The 23,825-nt window shown below is 53.9% G+C and carries 21 protein-coding genes; 10 read left to right on the top strand and 11 right to left on the bottom strand.

Translation table 11 applies throughout. The features are described 5' to 3' along the window. Nucleotide 1: 1 nt before the first annotated feature. Genes thiM through A3L14_RS05505 form a run of 4 tightly spaced genes read left to right on the top strand, consistent with a single transcriptional unit; the run spans nucleotide 2 to nucleotide 4,642 of the window. Entirely contained in the window at nucleotides 2-793 is a 792-nt protein-coding gene (gene thiM / locus A3L14_RS05520; protein WP_055428766.1) for a hydroxyethylthiazole kinase, read from the top strand. Nucleotide 794: 1 nt separating this feature from the next. Then, nucleotides 795-1,412 (top strand): thiamine phosphate synthase, encoded by a 618-nt coding sequence (gene thiE, locus A3L14_RS05515; RefSeq protein WP_055428765.1) that lies wholly within the window; start codon nucleotides 795-797, stop codon nucleotides 1,410-1,412. A gap of 1 nt (nucleotide 1,413) precedes the next feature. After that, nucleotides 1,414-2,706: a bifunctional hydroxymethylpyrimidine kinase/phosphomethylpyrimidine kinase gene (thiD, locus tag A3L14_RS05510; RefSeq protein WP_088886114.1), complete on the top strand. Its 1,293-nt coding sequence runs from the start codon at nucleotides 1,414-1,416 to the stop codon at nucleotides 2,704-2,706. Between the two features lie 40 nt (nucleotides 2,707-2,746). Then, the gene (locus A3L14_RS05505) at nucleotides 2,747-4,642 is read left to right on the top strand and encodes an ATP-binding cassette domain-containing protein (RefSeq protein WP_055428764.1); all 1,896 of its coding nucleotides are present in this window, start codon (nucleotides 2,747-2,749) and stop codon (nucleotides 4,640-4,642) included. A gap of 5 nt (nucleotides 4,643-4,647) precedes the next feature. On the opposite strand, the gene A3L14_RS05500 is transcribed toward A3L14_RS05505, so the two are convergent. The 5 genes from A3L14_RS05500 to A3L14_RS05480 are packed head-to-tail and all read right to left on the bottom strand — an operon-like array spanning nucleotide 4,648 to nucleotide 8,922. Further along, entirely contained in the window at nucleotides 4,648-5,781 is a 1,134-nt protein-coding gene (locus A3L14_RS05500; RefSeq protein WP_055428763.1) for a hypothetical protein, read from the bottom strand. Further along, a complete protein-coding gene (locus A3L14_RS05495; RefSeq protein WP_055428762.1) occupies nucleotides 5,759-6,373 on the bottom strand; it encodes a hypothetical protein in 615 nt (204 codons plus the stop codon). Before A3L14_RS05495 ends, A3L14_RS05500 begins: the two co-directional genes overlap by 23 nt. 38 nt (nucleotides 6,374-6,411) lie before the next feature. Next, on the bottom strand, nucleotides 6,412-7,158 hold the full coding sequence (locus A3L14_RS05490) for a heparan-alpha-glucosaminide N-acetyltransferase (RefSeq protein WP_055428761.1): 747 nt from the start codon (nucleotides 7,156-7,158) through the stop codon (nucleotides 6,412-6,414). A 39-nt stretch (nucleotides 7,159-7,197) separates the two neighbouring features. Continuing rightward, nucleotides 7,198-7,800, bottom strand: coding sequence for a CPBP family archaeomyxosortase MrtA (gene mrtA, locus A3L14_RS05485; RefSeq protein WP_055428760.1), 603 nt, complete (start codon nucleotides 7,798-7,800; stop codon nucleotides 7,198-7,200). Nucleotides 7,801-7,833: 33 nt separating this feature from the next. Further along, on the bottom strand, nucleotides 7,834-8,922 hold the full coding sequence (locus A3L14_RS05480; protein ID WP_055428759.1) for an FKBP-type peptidyl-prolyl cis-trans isomerase: 1,089 nt from the start codon (nucleotides 8,920-8,922) through the stop codon (nucleotides 7,834-7,836). A 114-nt stretch (nucleotides 8,923-9,036) separates the two neighbouring features. On the opposite strand from A3L14_RS05480, the gene A3L14_RS05475 reads away from it, so the two are divergent. Further along, entirely contained in the window at nucleotides 9,037-10,248 is a 1,212-nt protein-coding gene (locus tag A3L14_RS05475; RefSeq protein ID WP_157726979.1) for an L-lactate MFS transporter, read from the top strand. A 42-nt stretch (nucleotides 10,249-10,290) separates the two neighbouring features. Then, nucleotides 10,291-11,721 (top strand): cysteine--tRNA ligase, encoded by a 1,431-nt coding sequence (cysS, locus tag A3L14_RS05470; RefSeq protein ID WP_074631235.1) that lies wholly within the window; start codon nucleotides 10,291-10,293, stop codon nucleotides 11,719-11,721. Here cysS and A3L14_RS05465 read toward each other — a convergent pair. Both A3L14_RS05465 and A3L14_RS05460 read right to left on the bottom strand, forming a co-directional pair. After that, nucleotides 11,711-12,178, bottom strand: a complete 468-nt coding sequence (locus A3L14_RS05465) for a PIN domain-containing protein (protein WP_055428756.1) — start codon at nucleotides 12,176-12,178, stop codon at nucleotides 11,711-11,713. The two genes, cysS and A3L14_RS05465, sit on opposite strands and share 11 nt — an antisense overlap. Next, nucleotides 12,175-12,495 (bottom strand): hypothetical protein, encoded by a 321-nt coding sequence (locus A3L14_RS05460; protein WP_083391971.1) that lies wholly within the window; start codon nucleotides 12,493-12,495, stop codon nucleotides 12,175-12,177. The genes A3L14_RS05465 and A3L14_RS05460 overlap by 4 nt, the downstream gene beginning before the upstream one ends. On the opposite strand from A3L14_RS05460, the gene A3L14_RS05455 reads away from it, so the two are divergent. From A3L14_RS05455 to A3L14_RS05445, 3 genes are all read left to right on the top strand, one after another. Beyond that, complete coding sequence (locus tag A3L14_RS05455; protein WP_074631236.1) at nucleotides 12,485-16,333, top strand: Eco57I restriction-modification methylase domain-containing protein; 3,849 nt, start codon at nucleotides 12,485-12,487, stop codon at nucleotides 16,331-16,333. The two genes, A3L14_RS05460 and A3L14_RS05455, sit on opposite strands and share 11 nt — an antisense overlap. Nucleotides 16,334-16,423: 90 nt before the next feature. Further along, nucleotides 16,424-17,074 (top strand): phosphoribosyltransferase, encoded by a 651-nt coding sequence (locus tag A3L14_RS05450; protein WP_055428752.1) that lies wholly within the window; start codon nucleotides 16,424-16,426, stop codon nucleotides 17,072-17,074. 18 nt (nucleotides 17,075-17,092) lie between these two features. Continuing rightward, entirely contained in the window at nucleotides 17,093-17,410 is a 318-nt protein-coding gene (locus A3L14_RS05445; RefSeq protein WP_055428751.1) for a hypothetical protein, read from the top strand. On the opposite strand, the gene A3L14_RS05440 is transcribed toward A3L14_RS05445, so the two are convergent. Then, the gene (locus A3L14_RS05440) at nucleotides 17,389-19,089 is read right to left on the bottom strand and encodes a hypothetical protein (RefSeq protein ID WP_232473427.1); all 1,701 of its coding nucleotides are present in this window, start codon (nucleotides 19,087-19,089) and stop codon (nucleotides 17,389-17,391) included. The two genes, A3L14_RS05445 and A3L14_RS05440, sit on opposite strands and share 22 nt — an antisense overlap. A 188-nt stretch (nucleotides 19,090-19,277) precedes the next feature. Between A3L14_RS05440 and A3L14_RS05435 the strand changes: the two genes are divergently transcribed. Then, on the top strand, nucleotides 19,278-20,261 hold the full coding sequence (locus tag A3L14_RS05435) for a metal ABC transporter solute-binding protein, Zn/Mn family (protein ID WP_055428749.1): 984 nt from the start codon (nucleotides 19,278-19,280) through the stop codon (nucleotides 20,259-20,261). Nucleotides 20,262-20,310: 49 nt separating this feature from the next. Here the strand turns inward: A3L14_RS05435 and A3L14_RS05430 are convergent, their stop codons facing one another. The 3 genes from A3L14_RS05430 to A3L14_RS05420 are packed head-to-tail and all read right to left on the bottom strand — an operon-like array spanning nucleotide 20,311 to nucleotide 23,769. Further along, nucleotides 20,311-21,198 carry an ABC transporter permease gene (locus tag A3L14_RS05430; RefSeq protein ID WP_055428748.1) on the bottom strand — a complete coding sequence of 296 codons (888 nt, stop codon included), beginning with the start codon at nucleotides 21,196-21,198 and terminating at the stop codon, nucleotides 20,311-20,313. Next, complete coding sequence (locus A3L14_RS05425; protein WP_055428747.1) at nucleotides 21,198-22,250, bottom strand: ABC transporter permease; 1,053 nt, start codon at nucleotides 22,248-22,250, stop codon at nucleotides 21,198-21,200. Before A3L14_RS05425 ends, A3L14_RS05430 begins: the two co-directional genes overlap by 1 nt. Beyond that, nucleotides 22,231-23,769, bottom strand: a complete 1,539-nt coding sequence (locus A3L14_RS05420) for an ABC transporter ATP-binding protein (protein ID WP_055428746.1) — start codon at nucleotides 23,767-23,769, stop codon at nucleotides 22,231-22,233. The genes A3L14_RS05425 and A3L14_RS05420 overlap by 20 nt, the downstream gene beginning before the upstream one ends. Between the last annotated feature and the right edge of the window lie 56 nt (nucleotides 23,770-23,825).

Below are 23,825 nucleotides of genomic sequence, written 5' to 3'. Positions count from 1 at the left end.
GATGGAGTGGATTGGAGACGCCCTCAGAAAAGTGAGAGAGAAGAGGCCCCTCGTCCACAACATCACCAACTACGTAGTCATGAACGAGACCGCCAACGCCCTCCTCGCCCTTGGGGCATCGCCGGTTATGGCGCATGCCATTGAAGAGGTCGGGGAGATGGTATCCATAGCGGATTCGCTTGTGATAAACATAGGCACCCTCTCTCCCCCCTGGATAGCCTCGATGGAAAAAGCAGTTAAAGCGGCTTCCGAGCTTGGAAAGCCCGTTGTGCTCGACCCCGTCGGAGCAGGGGCGACGAAACTGAGGACATCAACCGCCATGAAGCTCCTTGAGATGGGCGATATCTCCGTTATCAGGGGAAATTTTGGGGAGATTTCTGCCCTCCTCGGAGAGCACGGGAAGACAAGAGGTGTTGATTCCGCTGAATACTCCCTTGAGTCTGCGAGCCAGCTCGCCGAGAGGGCCGCCGGGGAGTTCGGAACGGTCGTGGCGGTGACAGGTCCGGTGGACTTTGTAAGCGACGGAAAAAGAACTTATGCCGTGGAAAACGGCCACAAGCTCCTTGGAAAAGTCACCGGGACGGGATGCATGGCAACCGCTATCACTGGGGCATTCCTTGCGGTAGAGGAGCCCCTGAAGGCGACGGTCTCGGCCCTCGTGACCTTTGAGGTCGCGGCGGAGCTTGCGAGCGAGGCCAAGTACCCGGGCACGTTCCACGTCAGGCTCTACGACTACCTCTACGCCATAGACTCAGAGACTGTAGTCAGGATGGCGAAGGTAAGGGGGGTTTGAGTTGGGGCTCCGCAAGGCCCTCCGCCTTTATGTTATTACAGCCCGCGGGGATAGGGAGGAGGTTCGGCGCGTCAGGGAGGCCCTTGAGGGAGGCGCCACATCAATCCAGCTCAGAGCAAAAAGTGTTACCGCAAGGGAAGCCTATCTCGCGGGAAGGGAGATAAGAAAGCTGACCCGGGAATATGGGGCCCTCTTCTTCGTTGACGACAGGATAGACCTGGCCATTGCCCTCGATGCGGACGGTGTTCAGCTGGGGCCTGGAGACATACCAATAGAGGTGGCAAAGAATGTTGCGCCCAATCTCATAGTGGGTGCCTCTGTTTACAGTGTGGATGAGGCCCTGAAGGCGGAAGAGCTTGGGGCCGATTATCTGGGAGCGGGGGCGGTTTTTTCAACCCCCACAAAGCCGGAAGCCCGGATACTGGGGCTTGGGGGCCTCAGGGAGGTAGTCAAAAGGGTCAGCATTCCTGTGGTTGCCATAGGGGGAATAACCCAGGAGAACGCGGGGGAGGTCATGAAGACCGGTGTGGACGGCGTGGCGGTCATCTCCACCGTTATGTGTGCCCCCGACGTCAAAAAAGCCACTCAAGAACTGAAAAACGTCGTTGGGGGTGTTTGACATGGCCGTCTTGATAATAGCGGGCCTCGACACCGGCGGTGGAGCGGGTCTAAAAGCGGACATCGAGACGGTCTCGGCTTTAGGGGAGCACCCGCTCCCGGTTCTCACTTCGGTTACCTACCAGAACCCCGAGAAGGTTTCCGGCTATTTTTCCCTTCCAGCAGAGGTCGTGAGGGAGGAGATACGGGCCGTTAGGGGGCACTTCGATATTAAGGCAGTCAAAGTGGGCGTGCTTGGGAGCGGGGAGGCTGTAAAAATAGTCGCCGAGGAAACGAGGGGCCTTTTGAGGGTTCTTGACCCTGTTTTGACTTCCTCCACCGGTCATCCCCTGATAGACGTGGAAGGCGTCGAGACGCTAAAGGACCTCCTGATTCCAGGTTCTATAGTCACGCCGAACGTTCCAGAGGCCGAGAAGCTTACGGGGATGAAGGTTTCAAGCGTTGAGGACATGAAGAAGGCTGCCAGGATTCTCGTTGATGAGTTCGGAGCCAAGACGGCCGTCGTTAAGGGGGGACACCTCGACTACACCGACGTCCTCTACTGGAATGGAGAGTTCTACGAGTTCCGGGGTGAAATGATTGAAGGCTTCACCCACGGAACGGGCTGCGCATTTTCCTCGGCTTTGGCTTCCCTCCTCGCCAAGGGGATGGGGCTTCCGGAGGCCGTGGAGGAAGCAAAGCGCTTCGTTGAAACTGCGATAGTGTTCTCCTCCAGCGAGGGCAAGTGCATCAATCCCCTCGCACCGCTTGAAATCGACGTCGAGCGCTGGAGGACCTATTCAGGGCTCAAAAATGCAGTGAAAAGACTCGTGGAGATGGGTGAGCTTTTGAATCCCTTCGTTCCGGAGGTTGGGACGAACTTCGCCTACGCCACTCCCCAAGGCGAGGTCTTCGCGGTGAAGGGCAGGATAGTGCGCTACGGAAAAACGATTAAACCAATTGGACCGGTCGAGCTAAACGCGTCGGACCACCTAAAACGAGCCCTCCTCAAGTTCCGCGAGTTTTATCCTGAGGTAAGGGCTGTTATCAACCTCCGCTATTCAAGGGAGCTCATCGAGAGGACAGAAAAACTGGGCCTCACGGTTTCCTTCTACGACAGGCGGGAGGAGCCGGGGGAAGTAAAGAGAGCCGAGAGGGGAACGATGGAATGGGGTATAGAGACGGCGATAAGGAGGGTCAGGGAGAGGCCCGACGTAATATACCACCTCGGCGACTGGGGCAAGGAGCCGATGGTTCTGGTCTTCGGAAGGGACGCGCGGGAGGTTGTGAGAAAAGTTAAGGAACTTCTGGGCTAACGTTATAACCTTTGGCGACGAGTTCATAGGGGTGGTCATCATGATGATACGCGGGAAGGTCGTCGGGAGCGAAATCCCGCGCTTCAAACACCGCTGGTTTGGAATCCTTGAAGTTGAGGCCGGGGAGGGAAAATACCGCCTCTACATGACGGGTAATGTCGCCCAGTGGTTCCTGACGGGCGACGAGGTGGAGATAGAGGTTCTCAACGAGCCGGGGGAGAGAAACGGGGCTAAGGTCCTTGACTTCGACGACTACCGTCTCTGGAAGTTCTACGGTGGGGATAAAATCCCGGTCTGGCCCCTCTTCGAGAAAACCGTCGAGGCAAAGCGCTACTCGCCTTTAACCGGTGAGCTGCTCTACACCTACAGACTCCGCGCGAGGGAGGCCAGATACGAGAGCGATTTTGAGGCCATAGCGGAGCTTGAGCAGTACCACTACGCGAGCCAGAAGGAGAAGGTCGCCCTGTGGCGCTGTGAGAACGGGCACATCTTCGAGGCAAACACCAAGCAGAGATGTCCCGTCTGCGGGAGCGAGGATGTGCACATCCTTGAGATAAAGGGTTCTACTCCGGCATCGCGTTTCCTGATCCTTGAGCTCGTCGAAAGGGAGGAGTACGAGCCAAAGATCCTGAGCTACGTCCGGATTGACCCGCCCATACCCCTCATGCACCGCAGACTGCCGAACGGCGAAGTTGAGAAAAACATCCGGGAAAAGGTATTCCCGGAGGAGTGGTTTCACCCGGCTTTCTGGCCTGAGAGGATAATGAGAGAGCTTTACGAGGAGCTGAGGAAGAAATACAAGAAAAGAATAGCGCGCTCATACCTCTGGGAAGAGGCCAAATGGAAGGCCTTGGCGGAGACCAACACCGCTGGAGCGAGGATTGCGCGCGTTGTGGTTCATCCAGACTACCGCTCCGATGGACTGGGGCAGTTAAGCGTTAAATCCGCCCTCGAATGGATAGCCGAGCGCAGGGTTCCCGAGATGAGGAAGAGGAAGCACCTCGTCGAGACAATAGCCCAGATGGCGAGGTACAACCCCTTCTTCGAGAAGGTCGGCTTCAAGTTCCTCTGGGAGACGGCGAGCGGGAGGCCCGTCCTATTCTACCCGCTGAGCGAAGACGCCAGAGAATACATTGACCTCTTTTTGAAGGAAGACCCCTACGCACCTCCCGAAGGAAGGCTTTGGAGGCCAAGCTACGGGAATGTTGAACCCCTGAACGGGCCGATACGCTTCGTCAACGTCTCCAAGGTCTTCGAGAGCGAGCTCGACATTAGGGGATTGCCGGAGGAGATTCAGGAACTTCTGAAGGCTTTCGGCGTAAGGCACCGCGTCATTCAGAGGCCTGTCCTGAGGAACCTCAACTTCGAGATAGGGCCCGGGGAGCTGGTTGCAATAGTGGGTGCGAGCGGGGCCGGGAAGACGACTCTCCTGAGGCTGATCCTCGGCTCTGCAAACGGCTGGTGGGAGGAGAAATACAGACCAACCACCGGTCGGATAGAGGTGCCCGGGAACGTAAAGGCCTCCGTCCTGATACCCGGTGAGTTCGAGCCCAACTTCGGCTCCGAGAGTATCTTGGAGCACGTTTACCGGAAGATCAGGGACATAAACGCCGCGGTGGAGATACTCAACAGGGCCGGCCTGAGCGATGCGGTGCTGTATAGGGCCAGGTTCTCGGAGCTGAGCACCGGGCAAAAAGAGAGGGCAAAGATAGCCTCGCTTCTGGCCGAGAAGCCAAACCTCCTCCTGATGGACGAGTTCGCGGCCCACCTCGATACGCTCACGGCAATGAGGGTGGCCAAGAAGGTCGCGGAGATAGTAAGGGAGGCGGGCATAACGGCGCTCATAATTACCCACAGGCCGGAGGTTCTAAAGGCTTTGGATCCGGACAAGGTGCTCTTCGTCGGCTACGGGACGGCAAGGATATCTAAACTATGAAGAAATCATAATCTCCCTTTTTCCTTCTCATCAATGAAAACCCTCACGTGTTCAGGGGCTTTCTCCTTTATTTCCCCGGCCAGCCCCGGCCGCTCGAAATAGATTTTGAGGAGAACCTCTCCCCTGAGCCAGGGGTTTTTGATCTTTTTTCCCGCTTCAAAGGCATCTCCATAATGTTCGGTTCTTATGAGTCCCAGGGCGAGATTCCAGTAGGCTGTATCACTCCTGAGCTCCTTCGCAATCCTCTCTCCCTCTTCAGGCTTTCCTTCCACCGTGTAGAGGTACGCCAGATGGGATAACATCTCGGACCGGTACGGCTTTTCGAGGAGACGGTAGAGACTTTCGAGAATCTCAGGCTTGCTGTGGACTCTGAAAAGGGCCTGCCTGTAGTGATTGGGGTTCTCGAGCGAGTCGAGGACACACTTTGCACCCTCAATGCTCCCCATAAACAATAGCTCAGAGGCGGTTCTGACGACTTCATCAACATCCCATGGAGCGTAGGCCATCGGAAGGGCGTCAACGTCAATTGGATTGGCATCAATGAGCCCCCTCAGCAGTGCCCGATATCGTCCGATTTTATGAGGGGCATTCGCGAGGCCGTACCTGAGGAGCGTCTCCCTCATTTTCTCGAAATCCCTAACTATCATCGCGAAGAGCTCCACAGTTGAATCAAGCCACTCCTCAAGGGGGACTTCAAAGTAGAGCTCCTGATGAGGCCCGTACCATTTGAGGGAAAGAACCTTCAGGGTTTCCCCGTCCCTCACCAGGTGCAGGTCTATCCCGGGATCGTAGGAGCCAAGGCTCACCACGGGATGCTCCTCCAGGAACACATCGAAGTTCTTCCCCGCGAGGGCCCGGTAGAATGGCCTCTCATCTAGCTTGGCCCTACGCAGCTCTCCAACGTCGATAGGCGGTTTGACATCTAGCAGGTGAAAGTTCAAAAGGGCCAGCTCCTCCAGCGCGCTCCCGAGAAACACGTCCGCCCCGAAGACGAGGAGGTCTCCCTGCCAGAGGCTTAAAATTCCGTAGTCGTCCCACTCAAAGCGGAGGTACTCAAGGAAGTCCCCGGTCTTCGCCAGCTCCGCGAGTCTCTCAAGGAGGGATTCCCTTTCCGTCTCAATATTCCAGCCTGTTCTCATAGCCAACCACCTTCAGGAGAAGCCTCACCGGCCGGGTGTTCTCAAGGAACGCCCTCTCAAGCCCGTGCTTTGAGCAGACCTCAAAGAGCTCTCCGAGGTCAAAGGCAAGGGAGCTCAAGAAGTGCTCCTCAGCTCTGAGAAAATCTCCAAGGGGAACCTTCATGGCCGAATCCTCTGTCGAGAAGGTTATTTCACCAGGGGAAAGCACTACCGCGCCGTAGAAGCCCGCGAACGACAGTCTTATTCCATCATCAAGAGGGTCCGCCAGTAGGGGAGTTCCGGTAAGTTCCGCCAGCTGGAAGGTCCGCATGAACCTGCCCCTTGCGAGGGCCCCGATGCTTAAAATTCCTTCCGCGAATCTGAGATAGTCCTCCTCGCCCCGGGCGATGAATAAACCTCCCGCCGAGAACTCGACACTCGCCTTTGGTCGGGCACATTCCTTAAAACGTTCCCAGGGTCCCGGGTGAAAAAGTGCGCTCGTGAATTTCCCTGGAACGCGGACCGTCTCGTCCACCAGCGCGTCGAGCGCGGCCCTCTTTATGCACTCCTTTGGATCGTTATCCTCTGGCACGGCTCTGATTTCCACTATCATACGATTTGAAGTTGGAATGAGCCTTTTAAATTTTCCGGTTAGATTGGAAGGCCGGGAAGAGGACCGTAGATGAGCCTCAGCAGGCCCACGAGGATCGGCTGGTGAACCACGTAAATCAGGAGTGTGTGCCTCCCGGCAAAGGCAACGAAGTGAACTAATGGACTCGACGGGAGGCCAATATCCCTTTTTCTCCTCCCGTCAGGATAGAGAACGCTCCCCGCAGTCATTCCGAGTAAGAAGACCCCGAACCAGGGGAATATCGGGAAGTAGTCAGGGGTGAAATAGTTTTCCGGCATTATTCCAATAGGCAGGAGCCAGAGCCCATCGTGGAAGTTCCTGAGAACCAGATGTCCCAGAATAAAAAACACCGCCCAGAGCACGTTAAAGCGCCCAAACCTGTAAAAAAGCATTCCGAGGAGCGTTGCAAGGCCGAGGAAGTGGAGGATCCCAAAATGGATCGTCATGCCAAGGGAATAAGTTACAGCCGTAATCAGCAACCCGAGACCGAAGAGCTTGAAAAAGCGCCTGAGATACTTCCAGTGGGGATTAGGCTTTTTTCCCAGCGTTCTGGAGTAGCTTATCCACATCGAGAGGCCGGAGGCGAAGACGAATATAGTGGCAGTGGTGACCGCAAATCCCATCCAGAAAGTCCTGTGGGAGGAGTAGTTAAGGAACAGCCCTAAGTCCGTCACGAAGTTCGAGACCACCATCATCGTTATTCCGATGCCGCGGAGCAGGTCGATTTCCCAGTAGCGGCGGTCGGTGTATATCTCGGAGTCGAACATAGTAAGGAGTTTATGCCTTCCCCTAAATAGACCTTTCGCTCAGAGGAGGACGCAGAGAATATCAAAGAGAAGCGACCCGAACCAGTGGAGCAGGAAGCTTGGAAGAAAGCTCCCGCTCTTGAGGTCGATCTTGGCGAAGACTATCCCCGCCACGAAAGAGTAGGGAACCTCTATTCCCGGCTTGCCGATGTGCACGAGCGTGTAGGGGATGTCCTGTGCGAGTATGCCGAGCCACTCGTTCTTCCTGGCGAGCGGAAAGAGCATAAATCCCCTGTAGAACGCCTCGTGGGAGAACATTATCACCCCAATGGCCAGCTCCTTGAGGAGGAAGTCGCCCCAACCGGAGTACTCGAATATCGGGTAGTACTCCTTCATAGAGGGCACGGTCGTGCCATAGAGGCTCAGAGGGATCGTCAGCAGAAACAGTATCAGTGCCAGCTCATAACCCTCTTTCTTTCCAACCTTCACCCCCAGTTCGGCGGGCTTAAAGCCAAGCAGACTTGCGAGGAGCAGGGGTGAAGCGAAGTAGAAAAGAAGGTTGTAGCCTGCCCACTGGAAGATTCCGCCCCCGGTGGAGCGGACGAGGAGGATGAACGGTAGCAGTGCAATGTAGAGAACCCAGGGATTTCTCCTGACACTCATGGAGAAAAGTTGGGGGAGGAGGATAAAAGTCTTTCACTCCTCCTTGGATTCCTCGCTCTTCTCCTCGGCGGCCTTGGCCTTCTTCTTGCTGGTGGTCTTCTTGGTGGTCGTCCTGCGTGTCTTCCTGCCCTTGGTGCTCTTCCTCGTGGTCTTCCTCTTGGGCTTCTCCTCTTTCTCTGTCTCTTCGGGCTCCTCGGCTTCCTTTGGTTCTTTGGCCTTCTCCTCGGCGGCTTCCTCAGTCTTTACCCCTTCCTTGGTGTCTTCAGCGGTCTCCCCGGCGGGCTCTTCCTTCATCTCTTCGGCAGGCTTTTCCCCTGTCTCTGTTTCCGCTGGCTCAGCAGCCTCAGCCTTCTCGACGAGGGGCTCGCTGGCCTCTCCCTCAAGCTCGGCGACCTCTTTCTCCTCCTCAGGAGGCTTGAGGAGCTCCTCAACGCTCGGTTTGAAGGTGACCTCCTCGTAGCCTATGAACTTGAGATCGCTCTCAAGGAGTATCTCACCGAGGACAAGGGTGTTCTTGTCGATTTCATTGAGAAGCTGGCCGAAGTCAACGGCAACGTCCTTTTCACCGACCTCAATGATGACCTTCTCGGTGTCGACCACCGGCATGCGGAGCTCTATGAGGGCCTTGACCTTCTCGATGGGGTCTTCAATCTTCTCGACGATCTCAACCTCATATACGAGGTGCTTGCCGGCGTAGGGGTGGTTGAAGTCGACCCTAACGCGACCGCCGCTGACCGTGAGAACCTTGCCCTTGAGCTTCCTCCCGCTCTCGGTCTCTATCTCGACGGGCATTCCCGGGAACGGGTAGATGCCCTGCCTCCTGAACTGGCCGAGGGTGAAGGTCTTTATGAGCTTGGGGTCGCGCTTTCCGAAGCCCTTCTCGGGCGGGACGATTATCTCGTACTTCTTTCCAACCTCAAGGCCCTCAAGCTGTTCATCCAGTCCCTTGAGAACGTGGCCGGCTCCCACAGCTATCGGAACCGGGCCGTAGATTCCCTTCTCGGAGTATATCCCGGCCTCCTTGGCGACATCCTCAAAGGTCGTGTCGAATATCTCACCGGTCTCCTTGACCTTTCCGGTGTAGTGGAGCCTTATGACGTCTCCCTTCTGAACCTTCATCACCGTAACCTCCTTTCACTGCTCTAACCCCGATTGAAGGAGTCGGTTTTTAAGCTTTTGCCGGGGACTGAATCCGAAAGGGTTTTAAGACGTTCATTTCAGGACATGTTGGGAAAAGTGGTGACGAGTACACAGAGATGGGTAGTTCTCGTTGGAACCTTTCTGATGGGCCTCGTCGGGGGTATTTCCTACGCGTGGGGCGTCTTCGTCTACCCCATGATGAAGGCCTTCGGCTGGAGCAGGGCGGAGGCAGTTCTGCCATACACCGTCTTCATGATAGTCTTTACACTGACGATGTTCCCTGCCGGCAGGATGCAGGACGTTAAGGGGCCCAGAAAGACCGCCATGCTTGGCTCCCTGCTCTTTGTGGTGGCGTATTCTCTCGCTTCACTCGTCGGGAGGTTTCAGAGCCCCTGGTGGCTGGTCATAACCTATGGACTCATAGGCGGCCTCGGCTGCGGTCTGGTCTACGCGTCGACAACACCCCCGGCAAGAAAGTGGTTCCCGGACAGGCCTGCCCTAGCGATATCGATAGCTGTGATGGGATTTGGGATAGCCGCAATGCTCTTTGCGCCCCTGAAGGCCAGGCACCTGATACCGACCCTCGGGATACCCACCACCTTCCTTGCCCTTGGCTTCATAACCGGGGGGCTTGGCTTCCTGGCGTCTCTGCTGGTCAAGAATCCACCGGAGAGCTTCCATGTGCCGGCCAGAAAAGGGAGTTCAAACACTGAGGACGACATCGGGCCGAGGAAAGCCATCCGAACTCCCACTTTCTGGATGCTGTGGCTGACATTTGCGCTCGTGGCTTCAGGGGGGTTTATCGTGATAGGCCTCGTCCCGGTCTACGGGGAGCAGGTGCTGAACCTGAGCCCCTCACGTGCCGCACTGGCCATCTCGATATTCTCCTTCTTCAACGGCTTCGGGAGGCCTTTATCTGGCCTCCTCAACGACAGATATGGCCCCCTGATGGTCATGGACGTTACGTACCTCCTCCAGGCGGCTACACTTCTGGCCTTTCCGTTCCTGGTCACCAGCGACATCCCCCTGTACCTCGCCAGCGCTATCATAGGCTGGAGTTTTGCGGTAACGCTCGCGTCATTCCCTACCCTGACGGCTCTGGCTTTCGGCGTCAGAAACATGGGGGCCAACTACGGGCTGCTCTTTACCGCCTTCGGCCTGGCTTCCCTGTCGCCAACCCTCGCATCATGGATCATGGGCGGCTCGATTGACTATTCCCCCGCGTTCATCGGAGCGGGAATTCTCTCCGGGGCGGGAGCGCTCGTCGTGATAGCCATGAAGAGGGCGGGTATCCTCCACAAACGATAACCTAATAAAAGAACCTTCCAAAGTTCCCCCGGTGGTGAGAAGATGGCCATAAGAGTGTACAACACCCTGACGAAACAGAAGGAGGAGTTCAGGCCCTTACGGGAAGGCGAGGTCAGGATGTACGTCTGTGGGCCGACGGTCTACGATTACACTCACCTCGGGCATGCCCGGACATACATAGCCTTCGACGTCATCCGAAGGTACCTGGAGCACCGCGGTTACACGGTTCTAATGGTCATGAACTTCACGGACATAGACGACAAGATAATCCGGAGGGCCAACGAGACCGGGGAAGACCCAAAGGAGCTCGCCGAGAAGTTTCTGAAGTACTTCCTTGAGGACATGAAAGCCCTCAAGGTCAAGCCAGCCGATATTTACCCGCGTGTTACCGAGCACATCGAGGACATCATAGACTTCGTGAAAAAGCTGGAGGAGAAGGGCTACGCCTACGAAGGCTCTGACGGCGTTTACTTCGAGGTTCAGAGGTTCAGGGAGTACGGAAAGCTCAGCGGGATAAAGCTTGAAGAGCTCAGGAAGGGTGCAAGAGTTGAGCCCGGCGAGGGCAAGAAGAACCCTGAAGACTTTGCCCTCTGGAAGAAGGCCAAGCCCGGGGAGCCCAAATGGGAAAGCCCATGGGGCGAGGGAAGGCCCGGCTGGCACATAGAGTGCTCCACGATGAGCACTAAGTACCTCGGAGAGAGCTTCGACATCCACGGCGGCGGCAACGACCTCATCTTCCCGCACCACGAGAACGAGATAGCCCAGACCGAGGCATGCACCGGCCAGCAGTGGGTCAAATACTGGCTCCACACCGGCTTCCTGATGGTCAACGGCGAGAAGATGAGCAAGAGCCTCGGCAACTTCGTGACGATACGGGAGATGCTCGAACGCTACGACCCAGAGGTCATCAGACTCTTCGTCCTCCAGAGGCACTACCGCTCGCCGCTCGACTACACTGAGGAGGGCATGGAGCACGCCAGGAACAACCTGGAGAGGCTTTACAACACCCTTGAGAACATCCGCGTGGCCATGGAGAAGGCAGAGATTTCCTTTAAGTGGGACAAAGAAGAGTTCGAGGCCTACGAGGCGATACGGAATGCGAGGAAGAAGTTCTACGAGGCGATGGACGACGACTTCAACACGGCAGAGGCACTCAAGGCCGTCTTCGAGGTAAGCGGCGCGGTAAACAGGTACCTCAGCAGGGTCGAAAGACCAAAGGAGAGCATCCTCAGGAAGGCGTGGGAGTTCTTCAGGATCGTCAGCGAGGTCTTCGGTCTCTTTGAGGACTACTTCAGGGAGCAGAGGGCCGGTGAGGAGGAGGCCCTTATCCAGCTCCTTATAGAGGTCCGCGCCCAGCTCAGAAAGGAGAGGAACTTCGCCCTGGCGGACAAGATAAGGGCCCAGCTCAGGGAGATGGGCATTCAGCTCGAGGACACCCAGCAGGGGACGATATGGAAGAGGGTTAAGGGTTGAAGCGGGTTTTCATTTCTCCCATGACCTCTTCTAATGTCTTTCCCTCTAAGAGGGATTCCAAAGCAGTGGAATCAAGGGCAATGAACTTCTTCGTAGAAAGAGCTGCAAAGAGCATCTTTTTGTCTCCAGTCCAGATAGGGAGGTTAAGTTTCATAGCCAACGCTATGAACGGGGTGTCCTTTTCATCGAATTCTGAAGCAATAATGTATGCTTCCCGGATTTTGTCGGAGTAGAATTCCAGAGGGATTACCTGCACCATTGAAAAGGCTAAGAACGTGCGATATTCAAAGTCTTTCGTGAATTTCTGGAGCTTGACCTTGTGCCTCTTAAACTCAAGAATGACTTCCTCAGGAGCAAACAGAGTGATATCATAGTGTTCAAGAAGTCTAAAGGCTCTGGATTTTCGCCCTGACACTATGATGGAGAATAGAATGTTGCTATCAACGACAACTTTCATATTAATCCCATTTCGAGATATTTGCGCTTTATCTCGCTCCAAACCTCTTCCCGAGTATTTTCAAAGGATTTCTCGTCGAGTGGAATATCCTCAGCTAAGGCCTCGAGGATAATCCTCCTAGAAATCTTCCTCCCAAGACCCTCAGCTATCCAAAGCTTAGCCTCTTCGGGCGTTACCCAGTCAGGAACCTCCACATTGATAACCTTCATGTTTTTAAGTTTTAGCAGGGAGTTTATATCCCTTTCCCCATTTTGTATCCCGGAATCTTTATAATTTTCTGCAGTGCAGTTGGTAGAGGTGAGAATCATGGATGACATCAAGGCTCTTCGTGCTGACCTTGAGGAACTCGTTCTCAGGGACAGAATCCCCCTTTCCGGGCTTGAAGAAATAAAGTCTGGACTAAATAGTGAAGACGTGAGAGAGTATCTAGAGGCCATCGTCGAGAGGGCTAAGCCTGAAGAAAGCCTCAGGCAGAAGTTCTTCTATAAAGACTCACCTATAATGAAGCTCCTCGGAGTTAGAGGTTCTCCCGAAGTGAACATTGGTTCTGGCTACGTTGATCTAATACTCAAGGACTCCCTTGGGAGGAAAATCATCGTCGAGTTCAAGCGCCTCTTCGAGCTGAGGAGGAACAAGCTCATGAGAAACGAACTGGACTGGAGGGAGCACGAGGAACAGATAAAGAGGTACGTCTTTTCCGAGCAGGCGAGGTTTGTAGTCCTGACGAACCTTTATGACTGGTACTTCTTCAGCTCCAAGACCATCATCAGGGAGTTTAAGCCCTTCTACCACGCGACGTTTTCCGACCTTGCGGACGACCTTGAGGGATATGGAAGCCTCTACGAGCTTCTTGAGAGAAAGGAGCACGGCATAAAGAAGGGCGAACTCGATGACAGGTTTTTTGAAAGCCTGCGCGAGTGGATAAAAATCCTTGATGGAGTTGAGTTTAATGCCGACGAAAGGGAGAAGATGCACCTCATCCTCCACCTCATCAACAAGTTCATCTTCATCCAGACCCTCGACGATTACGGCGTTATAGACTTCAACTGGCTCTACAAGAAGTGGACGACCTTTTACGATAGAATCCAATTAGCGGAGAGGCACAAGGAAAAACCCAAGGTTGCGGGGAGGTATTACAAATCCTTCATAAGGAAGTTCCTTGAGGAGATAAACGACTTCTTCTACCCGCTCTATGACACGGAGCTGTTCTCTGACAGTCTCTTAGAGAAAGTTAAGGACGAACCTGAGAATTGGGCGCGCTTTTACAGCGCTCTCGCCACGGTTCTCGGCTTCACGCCCTGGCAGGAAACAGGGCTCAAAATGGGCATAACCCAGTACGACTACAGCCAAATAGACGAGGACATTCTTGGAAAGGCATACGAGACATACCTTGCCGAGAAAAGAAAGGAGAAGGGCATCTACTACACGCCAAAATATGTTACCCAGTTCATAGTCGAGGAAACCCTTGGAAAACGCTTGGAAGAACTCAGAGATGCCATAACTAGAGCGATAAGAGACAACGACTTTGAAACCGCAGAAAAGCTCAGCAGGGAGCTTTTTGATATCAGGGTGGCTGATCTCGCTTCCGGCTCCGGCTCGTTCCTGATCAAGGTTCTCAGGGCTCTGTGGGGCGTTTATTCAGCCGTTATTGAAGAACTCAGGAAGAAGGAAGACCAGCTCATGGGCAAAAAAGTGAGGGATTTCTCGGCGCTGGTAGGGAAGAAAAACCTCATTGAGGGCATCGCAAGGATGAGAAAGCTCTTCCCGGGTGACGAAAGAATCCTTATGTCCCAGATGGTTCTCAGGCACGTCTTTGCCGTCGATCTGGACGAGAACGCGGTTGAAGTCGCGAAGATGAACCTCTGGAGGGAACTGATAAAGCTCAACCCCAAGGCCTTCCGCTGGGATAACCTGGGAGAGAACGAACACGTCCTGCCAAACCTGAGCCTCAACCTGGTAAGCGGCGACTCGCTCATGGGTTTCTCCGAGCCAGAAACCCTTGAAGGAAGAGAGGAAGTTAAGAGACTCCTTGAGCTGTGGGAGGAGTTTATAGAGAACCCAGAAAACTTAGAAGTCCTCGAAGAGATACGAGAGATAAAAGACTCCCTTAGGGAAGGGCTCGACGAAAAATACCGTGAGCTTTTGAAAGAAAAACTTGGAGAGAAAGCGGAGAAGCTCAACAACCGCTTTATCCATCACCCGCTGGACTTCTTCATGGCCTTTTTCGGTAAAGATGGCTCGGTCCGGGGAGGCTTTGACTTCATAGTCGGCAACCCGCCGTACGTGAGGATACAGAATCTCAAGAAGGAGAGCCCGGAGTATGTGGAGTTCCTTAACCGGTTCTACGAGAGCTCACACAAGAACTATGATTTGGCCATTCCGTTCATCGAGCGCGGCTATTCACTCCTGAGAGATAACGGCGAGCTCGGCTTCATCGTCACCAAGAAGTGGATGAAGGCCGACTACGGGGAAAAGATGAGGGGGATACTCGCGAAGGAAAAGGCCGTCAGGCTAATCATCGACTTCGGCGACGGGCAGGTGTTCAAGGGTGCAACGACCTACACGATGATACTGGTTCTCAGAAAGGCGAAAAACGAGAGGCTCACCTACGCTAAGGTGGAGGAGCTCAAGGAGAGCATCGAACAGTTGAGGGCAGTTAGGGAACCAGAGAAGTGGAACGAGCAGAGACTGAACGTCATTGAAGTTCCTGAGGAAGAGCTCTCGGAAAAGCCCTGGGTCTTCCTGACGGAGAAAGAAAGGAAGATCGTGAAGAAGGTTCATGAGGGGAGTGTGAGGCTAGAGGAGGTTGCCGATATTTTCGTTGGAGTGCAGACAAGCGCAGATCAAGTTTATATCCTTGAATTAAGGGAGGAGAGAGGAGATTATTATCTGGTATATTCGAAGGCCACAAATAGAGAGCATTTGCTTGAAAAAAATCTTTTAAAGCCCTTGTTAAAGAACAGAGACACTAAAAGATGGACAATTTTGGAATACAAAAACTTGCTTCTCTTCCCATACAGAATAGTCCAAGAAAATGGTAGAAGGAAGTCTAAAATCATCGATGAAAACGAGTTAAGGACAAAATATCCAAAAACATGGCAGTATCTCTTAGAAAACCGAAAAATCTTAGAGAACCGGGAAAGAGGTAAGATGAGGAATAATCCCTATTGGTACGGGTATATCTACGAAAAAAATCACGATAAATTTGAACTTCCAAAGGCTGTAGGAAAGACCTTAGCTAATCGTTCCACATTTGCGATTGATAACAGTGGTAAGTTCTACTTAACATGCGGTGCCGGGGGAGGCTATGGAATTATAACAAAAGAAAAATGGAGGGACCAAGTATCTGTTAAATTTTTAGTAGCATCCTTAAATAGTTCAATTGCAGATTGGCGGGTCAAACAAATTGCTTCCGAATTTGAGGGCGGATTTTATTCATATGATAAAAATGCCATTAGAACCCTCCCAATCAAACTCCCCTCTACCGACGAAGAAAAAGCCCTAGTTGAGGAGATAGAGGACACAGTGGAAGAAATCATAGACCTCCTCAAAAAGCACCACCTCGTCAGGTCCCTCTGGGAGGAATGGAGCGAAAAGCTCGGGAACAAAAAGCTAACCCTGAGAAAGCTCATCGAAACGTGGGAGAAGGGAGTCGGCAGGCTTCCTCAGGAGAGGCTCTTCTTCACCGACGTCGGGATAATATCTGACGAGGGAACCGAATACGATGGCTTTGAGCTTGAGCTGAAGGATGGAGTTTTAAAACTCCTCGGAAGGGAAGGGGACATACTCACGCCCGTCCTCGAACTCGAAGGGAAGGAGGAGCTCCTTGAGCACGTCTATTTCTCTATACTGTCGCTGTTAGAGTCGAGGAGGAAGGTAAGAACTCTCAGTGATGTCCTGAGCAAGACGACCGTCCCGACGATAGACGGAAGCCCGACCGAGACTGAGAGAATAACGGCCATCGTGAAAGAAAAGGCCAACGCCAAACACCTTACCTCCTTCCTCGGTATCGTGAGGGAGAACGAGGCCTACCTTGACGCCTTAGTTTTCAAGCTCTACGGCCTAACAATCGAGGAAACAAGACTCGTCCTTGAAAGCCTCGGAAAGGATCAGAACTACATTGACTCCGTGATCGAGCACCTATCAAAGCTTTGATTCCATCCCCTTCTTTTGCCACTTTCACGTCAAAGCTCCGAGCGTAACGCTTAAATATAACCTTCCCCTTGCTCCGTTAAGGGAAATCCAATGAAGAAGTTTCCGGCTTATCTCGCTTCTTGGGAGGACATAGAAAGGTGGGCAAAGGAAGGTGCCTGGAAGGTTCTGGAGGACGGCTGGAGGCCCGACGTTATAGTCGGCCTCGCCAGAGGAGGCTGGGTTGCGGCAAGACTCTACTGCGACTACCTCGGTGTCAAGGACCTCGTCAGCCTCAAGGTCGAGCACTGGGGTGTTACCGCCACCCCGGACGGAAAGGCCAAGCTCAAGTACGGCAGTAACTACAATCTGGGCGGGAAGAAAGTCCTCATAGTGGACGATATCAGCGACACCGGTGAGAGCCTAACGCTCGCAAAGAACTACGTCGAGGAACAGAAGCCGGCAGAGATAAAAGTTGCAACGCTCCTCACCATAAAGGGCTCACGCTTTAAGCCGGACTACTACGGCGAGGAAATCGACTGGGCCTGGATAGTCTTCCCATGGAACTTCGTCGAGGACATGATAAACCTCGTCGGCAACCTCTTTGAGGAGAGAGACGCTTTAACCACCGATGAAATCATCGGGCTGTTCAAAGAGCTCCATAACATTGAGGTTCCGAAAGGCAAGCTTGAGGAAGCCCTCCGCATGGCCGAAAGAAGAAAGCTTTTTAAGTTCCGGGAGGGAGCCTGGCGCAAAGCCCCATGAAGCCCTGGAAGTGGTAGTTTGAATAAGGATAAGAAGGTCGAAGAAATCCGGAACCACAGCGTTTACGCCCGGGAAATCTACGACATGCACAGTGAAAGCATAGATGAGGTGCTCGATAACTACGAGGGCCTCAAAGAGGACTATCTGAACGACCATTCGCGGGCGAGGATAGTGCGCATAGTCTTCAACGAGGACAACGGCCTTCCGCTGGCGATAGAGTTCAACAGGAAGGACGACAGCTTCAAGGGGTTCACAATAGCCATCGGCAAGCCCCACATCAAGAGCAACGGAAATGGAAAAGAAGAAAACTCCTCTCATGGGGATGCCAGCGGTTGAACATAAAAGCCCATCTCTATCTCTTTTCCCGTAAATATCTCGTAGCTTGAGAGGTAGTACGTCGGGTTTCTGAAGAGCCTGGTTCCGTAGCGGTCCGCTCCGGCTATCCAGACGATGTAATTCGCTGGATTGCTGGGGTTCCGCACCGCGACCAGGAGCGATGCAGTATGGTCATCAGATAGATCGAGCCGCCCTTTCAGTACCGGATCGCTCTCGTCCCCCGTTATTATGAACGACTCAACGCTCCAGTTGATGCCGTGCTCGACCACCCAGTGGCCCCCTTCCTTCACAAAGCGCAATGGAAAGTGTCCCTGCATCTCAGCGACCACCGAATTCGCCGCGGGGCCTCCGACGAGAACAAGGTTTTCTCCAAGTTCATCCTCCGTCACGTTCACGTCGGCTTTAACGACTATCTCCACGCTTCCGTTCCATTGGGAGTAAAAGGTTCTGAGGCTGTCCGCTATAAGTTCGGCGGTTTCCCTATCATATTCCGCCCCTCTGGGGTCGGGATTTTGCGTTCCGTAAACCACCACGACTTTCCCAGTGACCGCGCCCCTGTCAAAGGCTCTCAGAGGAGTTACGGGAACGCGTTGCTGATACATGTCCTCCGCCACTTCAGGAGGAACGCTCTTCCTGAGCTCGGCCAGCATGTCATCCACGTACTCCTCGATTGAGACACCGTTCTTCTGGCTCAGAGTGGCATACTCCTCGTATATCCTGAGCACGTCGTCGATCCAGAACTCCCCCCAGCCCCTCTGCATCCACATAGTCAGGGCAGAGTAGTCGGGGTCAACGTGGAGAAGAGCAAAGTCCGCCCAGCCGTCCGCGAAGCCCTCGTATATCATCATAGTATCCCACCAGAAATGTATGTCGTATGTGGCGAGGTAGGGCATGTCACCTTCTATCGTGTCCTCCAGGTAGTGCAGGCTGTAGGTGTCCTCGTAGTACCTGTTCAGTCCCGGAACCGTTGTATCGTGGCCGAGTTCATGGTAAACAAAACTAAGATAGATGAGCCGGTCCAATCCGGTGTTGTTTATGTAGTCTCTGTTGAGCGGCAGGCCAAACACGGTGTCCCTCGCGGTCTTGTGACTCCAGAGGGTTCTCTGTGGATCCCTCCTTACCAGCGGGACCATCCCGCCGGCACCATATATCTGGGTTCCACCCCTCACCGGGCTAAAGCTGTGTCCGTGTATCGCTACAAGAAAGGGGTGCTGGAACTCGAAGCGTACGTTGGAAACATCAATATAGCCACCCATAAAGTCGTCGGGAGGGAGTTTCTCAAGAGCACCTTTGTAGACGTTTATATCTTCCGCATAGTAGTCCTCATGCTGCCTGTAGAACTCCATAAAGTTGCTTTTCTTTGCGAAGTCCCTGAGAACCCCAAGGTACTCCGAAGTCCAGGGGTCATAGAACCCTGCCCACTGCCGAAGCTCCGGAGGCTCAGTACACTGGAGCAGATCCGCCTCAAGATAGTAAAGCATGCGATCCCGGTCGGAGATGCTGGTAGCGTTCTGGAGATGCTCCCTCAGCATTGTAACGGCCGGATGGTTTCGGTAGGGCCCGAACCATGCATCAACCTCGTCCAGATAACCTCCCCGATGGATGACGAAGGGGTCATCCCTGCCGAAGGCCAGGTAATATACAACGCTTAGTAGTTCTGAGTTCGGACTGATTCCCACAGACACGCCCGGTCTTATTTCATATGCTGCGGAAGGTACTGCCGATGCTGTCACGGCAAGAGCAATTATTAACACGACCAGTCTCTTCATGACGACCTACCGTGGTATTTAATGAACACGTCATTTTAAATGTTTTGGTACCAGCAGGTTTAAAACCCGTGAAGAGAACAGAATTCGGGTGACCGAAAATGAAGGCGAGGGTATTTGTCCCCCTCATGCTGTTCCTTGGAGCTCTCGTGCCGCTGATGGGGGCCCCGGGGGAAAAGCCCCTGGTGGTGACAACGATAGCACCGCTGGAGGGAATAGTGAGCGAGGCCTTCGGGGATTCGGTTGAGGTGGCCTACCTGATACCCCCGGGTGCAGACCCCCACGAGTACCAGCTCGCAGCGAGCCAGATAGAGCTCCTCCGGAGGGCGGACGTGATAGTAACAACCGGCGGCCACCTGCCGGTCGAGAAAAGGATAGCTGAGCTGAAGAAAGAGGGCACAATAAGAGCTGATGTTCTGTTCATTGACGACTACATGCGGGAGGGCTTTCGCTATCTGCCTGAATACTGGTACAATGATAAGGACAACCCCCACGGGATATGGCTGGATCCAACCAACGCTCTGGCAATAGCAAAGGCCACTGAAAGGGCCCTTGAAAGGGTCGATGGGGCCAACGCCAACGTTTATCGGGTGGAGTATGAGAGCTTCGAGAACCGCGTAATGACTGTGATGCACTCCTATAGGGCCATCCTCAAGGGCGAAAAAAGCGCAGTAATCCAGATGCCTGCGGATCAGTATGCAATAGAGTGGCTTGGAATCAAAGCGATAGCGTCTGTAAAACCTGAAGAGGAGATTCCCGCGATGGGGGTAGACGAGCTCATTTCAACGGCGCTCAAGTCGGACGTTATAGTCTATGCCGTGGACAGCCCCGATCAGCTGAAGGATGCCGTAAGGGAGCTCTCAGCCAAAAGCGGGAAACCGCTGGCGGAGATAAGAGTCTTCTGGAGTGGCAGGCCCTATACGGAAATACTCATCGAAAACAGCGCCGCCATTATTAGAGCCCTCGGTGAAAAAGCACCTGAAAACAAACCTGTGGCGGAGACGGACGTGACGAGATACGTTGCCCTTTCTCTGGTGGCCGGAATCGTTCTGGGGACTGCCATAGGTGTCCTCATCAAAAAGTGATCTCCTTTTTATTTTTCCGGTTTCTTTAAAACAAAAATGAAAGGGGAAGTCACTCCCTCTTGTAGGGCCTCCCGTCCCACTTCGGCGGCCTGGCCTTTCCGATGATTCCTGCAACTATGATGAGGGTCATTATGTAGGGCAGCATCAGGATGAACTGCCCCGGTATTATGTGGAGCGGTGCGAGCCACGCCGCCAGTGCGTCGAAGAACCCAAAGAGCCAGCCGCCGAGGAGGGCAACGAGGGGGTTCCATCCGCTGAAGACCATGTTGGCGAGTGCTATGAATCCCCTGCCGGCGGACATGGTTTTCTGGACAACTCCCAGCCAGGCGACGCTCATGTAAGCTCCTCCGAGACCGGCCAGAGCGTGTCCGTAGACCGTTGACCAGAACCTGTACTTCTCGACGTTTATACCAAGTGCATCCGCCGCCTCGGGGTTCTCACCGACAGACCTAACGCGCAGTCCAAGGGGGGTCTTGAAGAGCACCCACCAGGTTATGACGGATATCGCTATGGTAACGAAAATCATGGGGCTTATCTTCCCGTACTTGGTGTTCCAGCTCCAGAGAGTAACTGCAACCTGGTGCTGGCCGGCGGTTCCCCAGTAAGCAAGGATACCAAAGGGGACGACACCCATCGCCAGGAGGTTTATGCCTATGCCCGGGATGACGTGGTCTCCCTTGAGGTAGACCGTGAGGACTCCGTGCAGCATTCCGAAGATCACTCCCGTGGCTATACCCCCTACGAGCCCCATGATCCCGCTGCCGGTGACCTCTGCCACTATGGCACCAAAGAACGCACTCATGAGGAGGACTCCCTCGTAGCCGATGCTGACAACACCGGCCCTCTCGCTCCAGACAGCACCGACGCTCGTCAGCACTATCGGCACCATTGCCATGAGGGAAGTAATCAGGATGGAGATTATTGACCCGAGATCCATCAGGCCTCCCCCCTCTTGAAAGCCTTCTTGATGAGGTCATAAAGCCCGGGTATGGCTACGGTTATGACTATGATGCCCTGTATGACCTTGATGATCTCCAGGGGGACCTGTGCACCGATCTGCATCAGAGGCGTTCCGGCGCGGAGCATTCCGAAGAATATCGCGGCGAAGATTATGCCCAGCGGGTGGTTCCTGCCAACGAGGGCAACGCCTATTCCATCGAAACCAAGTCCATATACGTTGGCCATTCCCTGGCTTATGGCGTATGTTGGCGGCTCGCCCATGATCTTCATTGCACCACCGAGGCCGCTCATGATTCCTCCTATGACGAAGGACCATATTATTGCCTTGTTCGGGTTAACTCCACCGTATCTTGCTGCCTTTGGGTTAATCCCGCTTGCCCTCATGCCAAATCCGAACACGGTATGCCAGAGGAGGTAGTACGTGAGGACTGAGGCAATGACGGCAATTATGAACGCTATTGAGAGGTCGGTGTTGCCTATCAGGGGAAGCCTCGCGCTTTCGGGTATTCTTATGGTCTTGTTGGGGTCGTTTGGATTGGCGTAAGGACCAACGACGAGCCAGAGGACGAAGAACCACGCAATCCAGTTGAGCATGATTGTGGAAATGACCTCGTGGACACCGCGGTAGACCTTAAGGAAGGCCGCCGGGAGGCTCCAGAGCGCGCCGAGGAGCATGCCCATGGCGAGACCGAACCACATGTTGCCCCATATGTTGGTGAAGATGACGGCCGCTATTGCACCGAAGTAGAAAGAACCCTCTGCACCGATGTTGAAGATTCCAGTCCTGGCGCTTATGGCAAATGTAAGTGCAGTCAGCATTATCGGAGTGGAGTACGCAAGGGTGCTGGCTATACCGTTGGTTGAGCCGAGGGCACCTTTAAAGAGCCAGTAGTAGGTTTCAACTGGGCTGTATCCAAAGACAAGGAGCACTATTGCCCCCAGGAGGAAGCCGACGAATATTGCTATGAGGCTCTCGATGAGAGCTTTGAAGTTGAAGAACTTAAGGGCATCACTTTTTGAGCTCTTCATAGCGTATTCCCCCCATCATCATTCCTATTTCCTCTGTGGTGACATCCTCAGGCTTGACAACTCCCATGAACTCGCCCTCGTAGATTATTCCCATCCTGTCGCTGAGCTGGATGACCTCATCGAGGTCAGCCGAAACAAGAAGGACTGCCTTGCCCTCGTTTCTCAGCTTGATCAGATAGTTCCTGATATACTCCGTTGAGGCAACGTCAACACCCCTCGTAGGCTGGGAGGCTATCACAAGGACGGGCTCTTTGCTGACCTCTCTGGCAACGATGAGCTTCTGCTGGTTTCCACCGCTGAGGCTCTTGACGGGGGCGTCCACTCCGGGAGCGGATATCTCGAACTGTTCGATGAGCTTTACCGTGTGCTTTTTCGCCTTACCCCAGTCTATTGCACCCTTCCAGCGCTGGAACTCCTTCCTCCACTGCAGTCCGAGTATGGCATTTTCAGTAACGGTCATGTCAAGGATCAGACCCATGTGAGTTCTGTCCTCCGGGATGTGGGCCATTCCAGCATCGTAGAGCTCCTTTGGAGGCTTACCTGTAATATCCCGGCCGTTGAGGAAAACACTCCCCTTTTCAGGTTTTCTAAGTCCGGTTATTGCTTCGATAAGCTCCGTCTGACCGTTGCCCTCGACGCCGGCTATACCGAATATCTCCCCGGCCCTCACCTGGAAGGTGAGCCCCCTAACGGCGTCCTCACCACGGTCGCCCTTGACCCAGAGATCCTTAACCTCAAGTATGGGCTCTCCCGGCTCCTTGGGCGGTTTCTGGATCCTGAGAACGACGTCCCTGCCGACCATCATCCTTGCGAGGAGCTGGGGCGTTGCCTCGCTCGTGTTGACGGTTCCGATGACCTCACCCTTTCTGATGACAGTAACGCGGTCGGTGAGCTCCATGACCTCATTGAGCTTGTGACTGATGAAGATTATCGTCTTGCCCTCTTCCTTTAGCTTCTTGAGGACGGCAAACAGCTCCTCGACCTCTATCGGGGTGAGAACCGCCGTCGGCTCGTCGAGGATCAGCACGTCAACGTCCCTGAAGAGCATCTTAAGGATTTCAATCCTCTGCTGAACTCCAACGGGGAGCTCCTCAACGGGCACGTCGAGGGGGACTTTAAAGTTGAGATCCTCCATAAGCCTCTGGAGTTTCTCTCTCGCCTTGTCAACATCTATCTTCGAAAACATCCCGTGCCCTTCCATTCCCAGGATTATGTTGTGAAGGGCATCAAAAACCTCAACGAGGGTAAAGTGCTGGTGAACCATACCAATACCGTTTGCGAGTGCATCAGCCGGACTCTTAAAACGGGTCTCCTTGCCACGGACGTAGATTTTACCCGCGGTGGGATGGAGCATTCCAAAGAGGATTTTCATAAGGGTCGTTTTTCCGGCGCCGTTCTCACCGAGGAGGCCAAGTATCTCGCCCTGATACACGGTCAAATCAACACCCTTGAGCGCTCTGGTACCGTCGGGATACACCTTCACTATGCCCTTCATCTCCAGTATTGGAGTCTCTCCCATGCAAGCACCCCCTGAAATTTAAGAATCCACGGACAAAATTGACGAATAAAAAATAA

Source organism: Thermococcus thioreducens (assembly GCF_002214545.1).
GTDB lineage: Archaea > Methanobacteriota_B > Thermococci > Thermococcales > Thermococcaceae > Thermococcus > Thermococcus thioreducens.
This window is presented reverse-complemented; position numbering and strand designations above follow the sequence as displayed.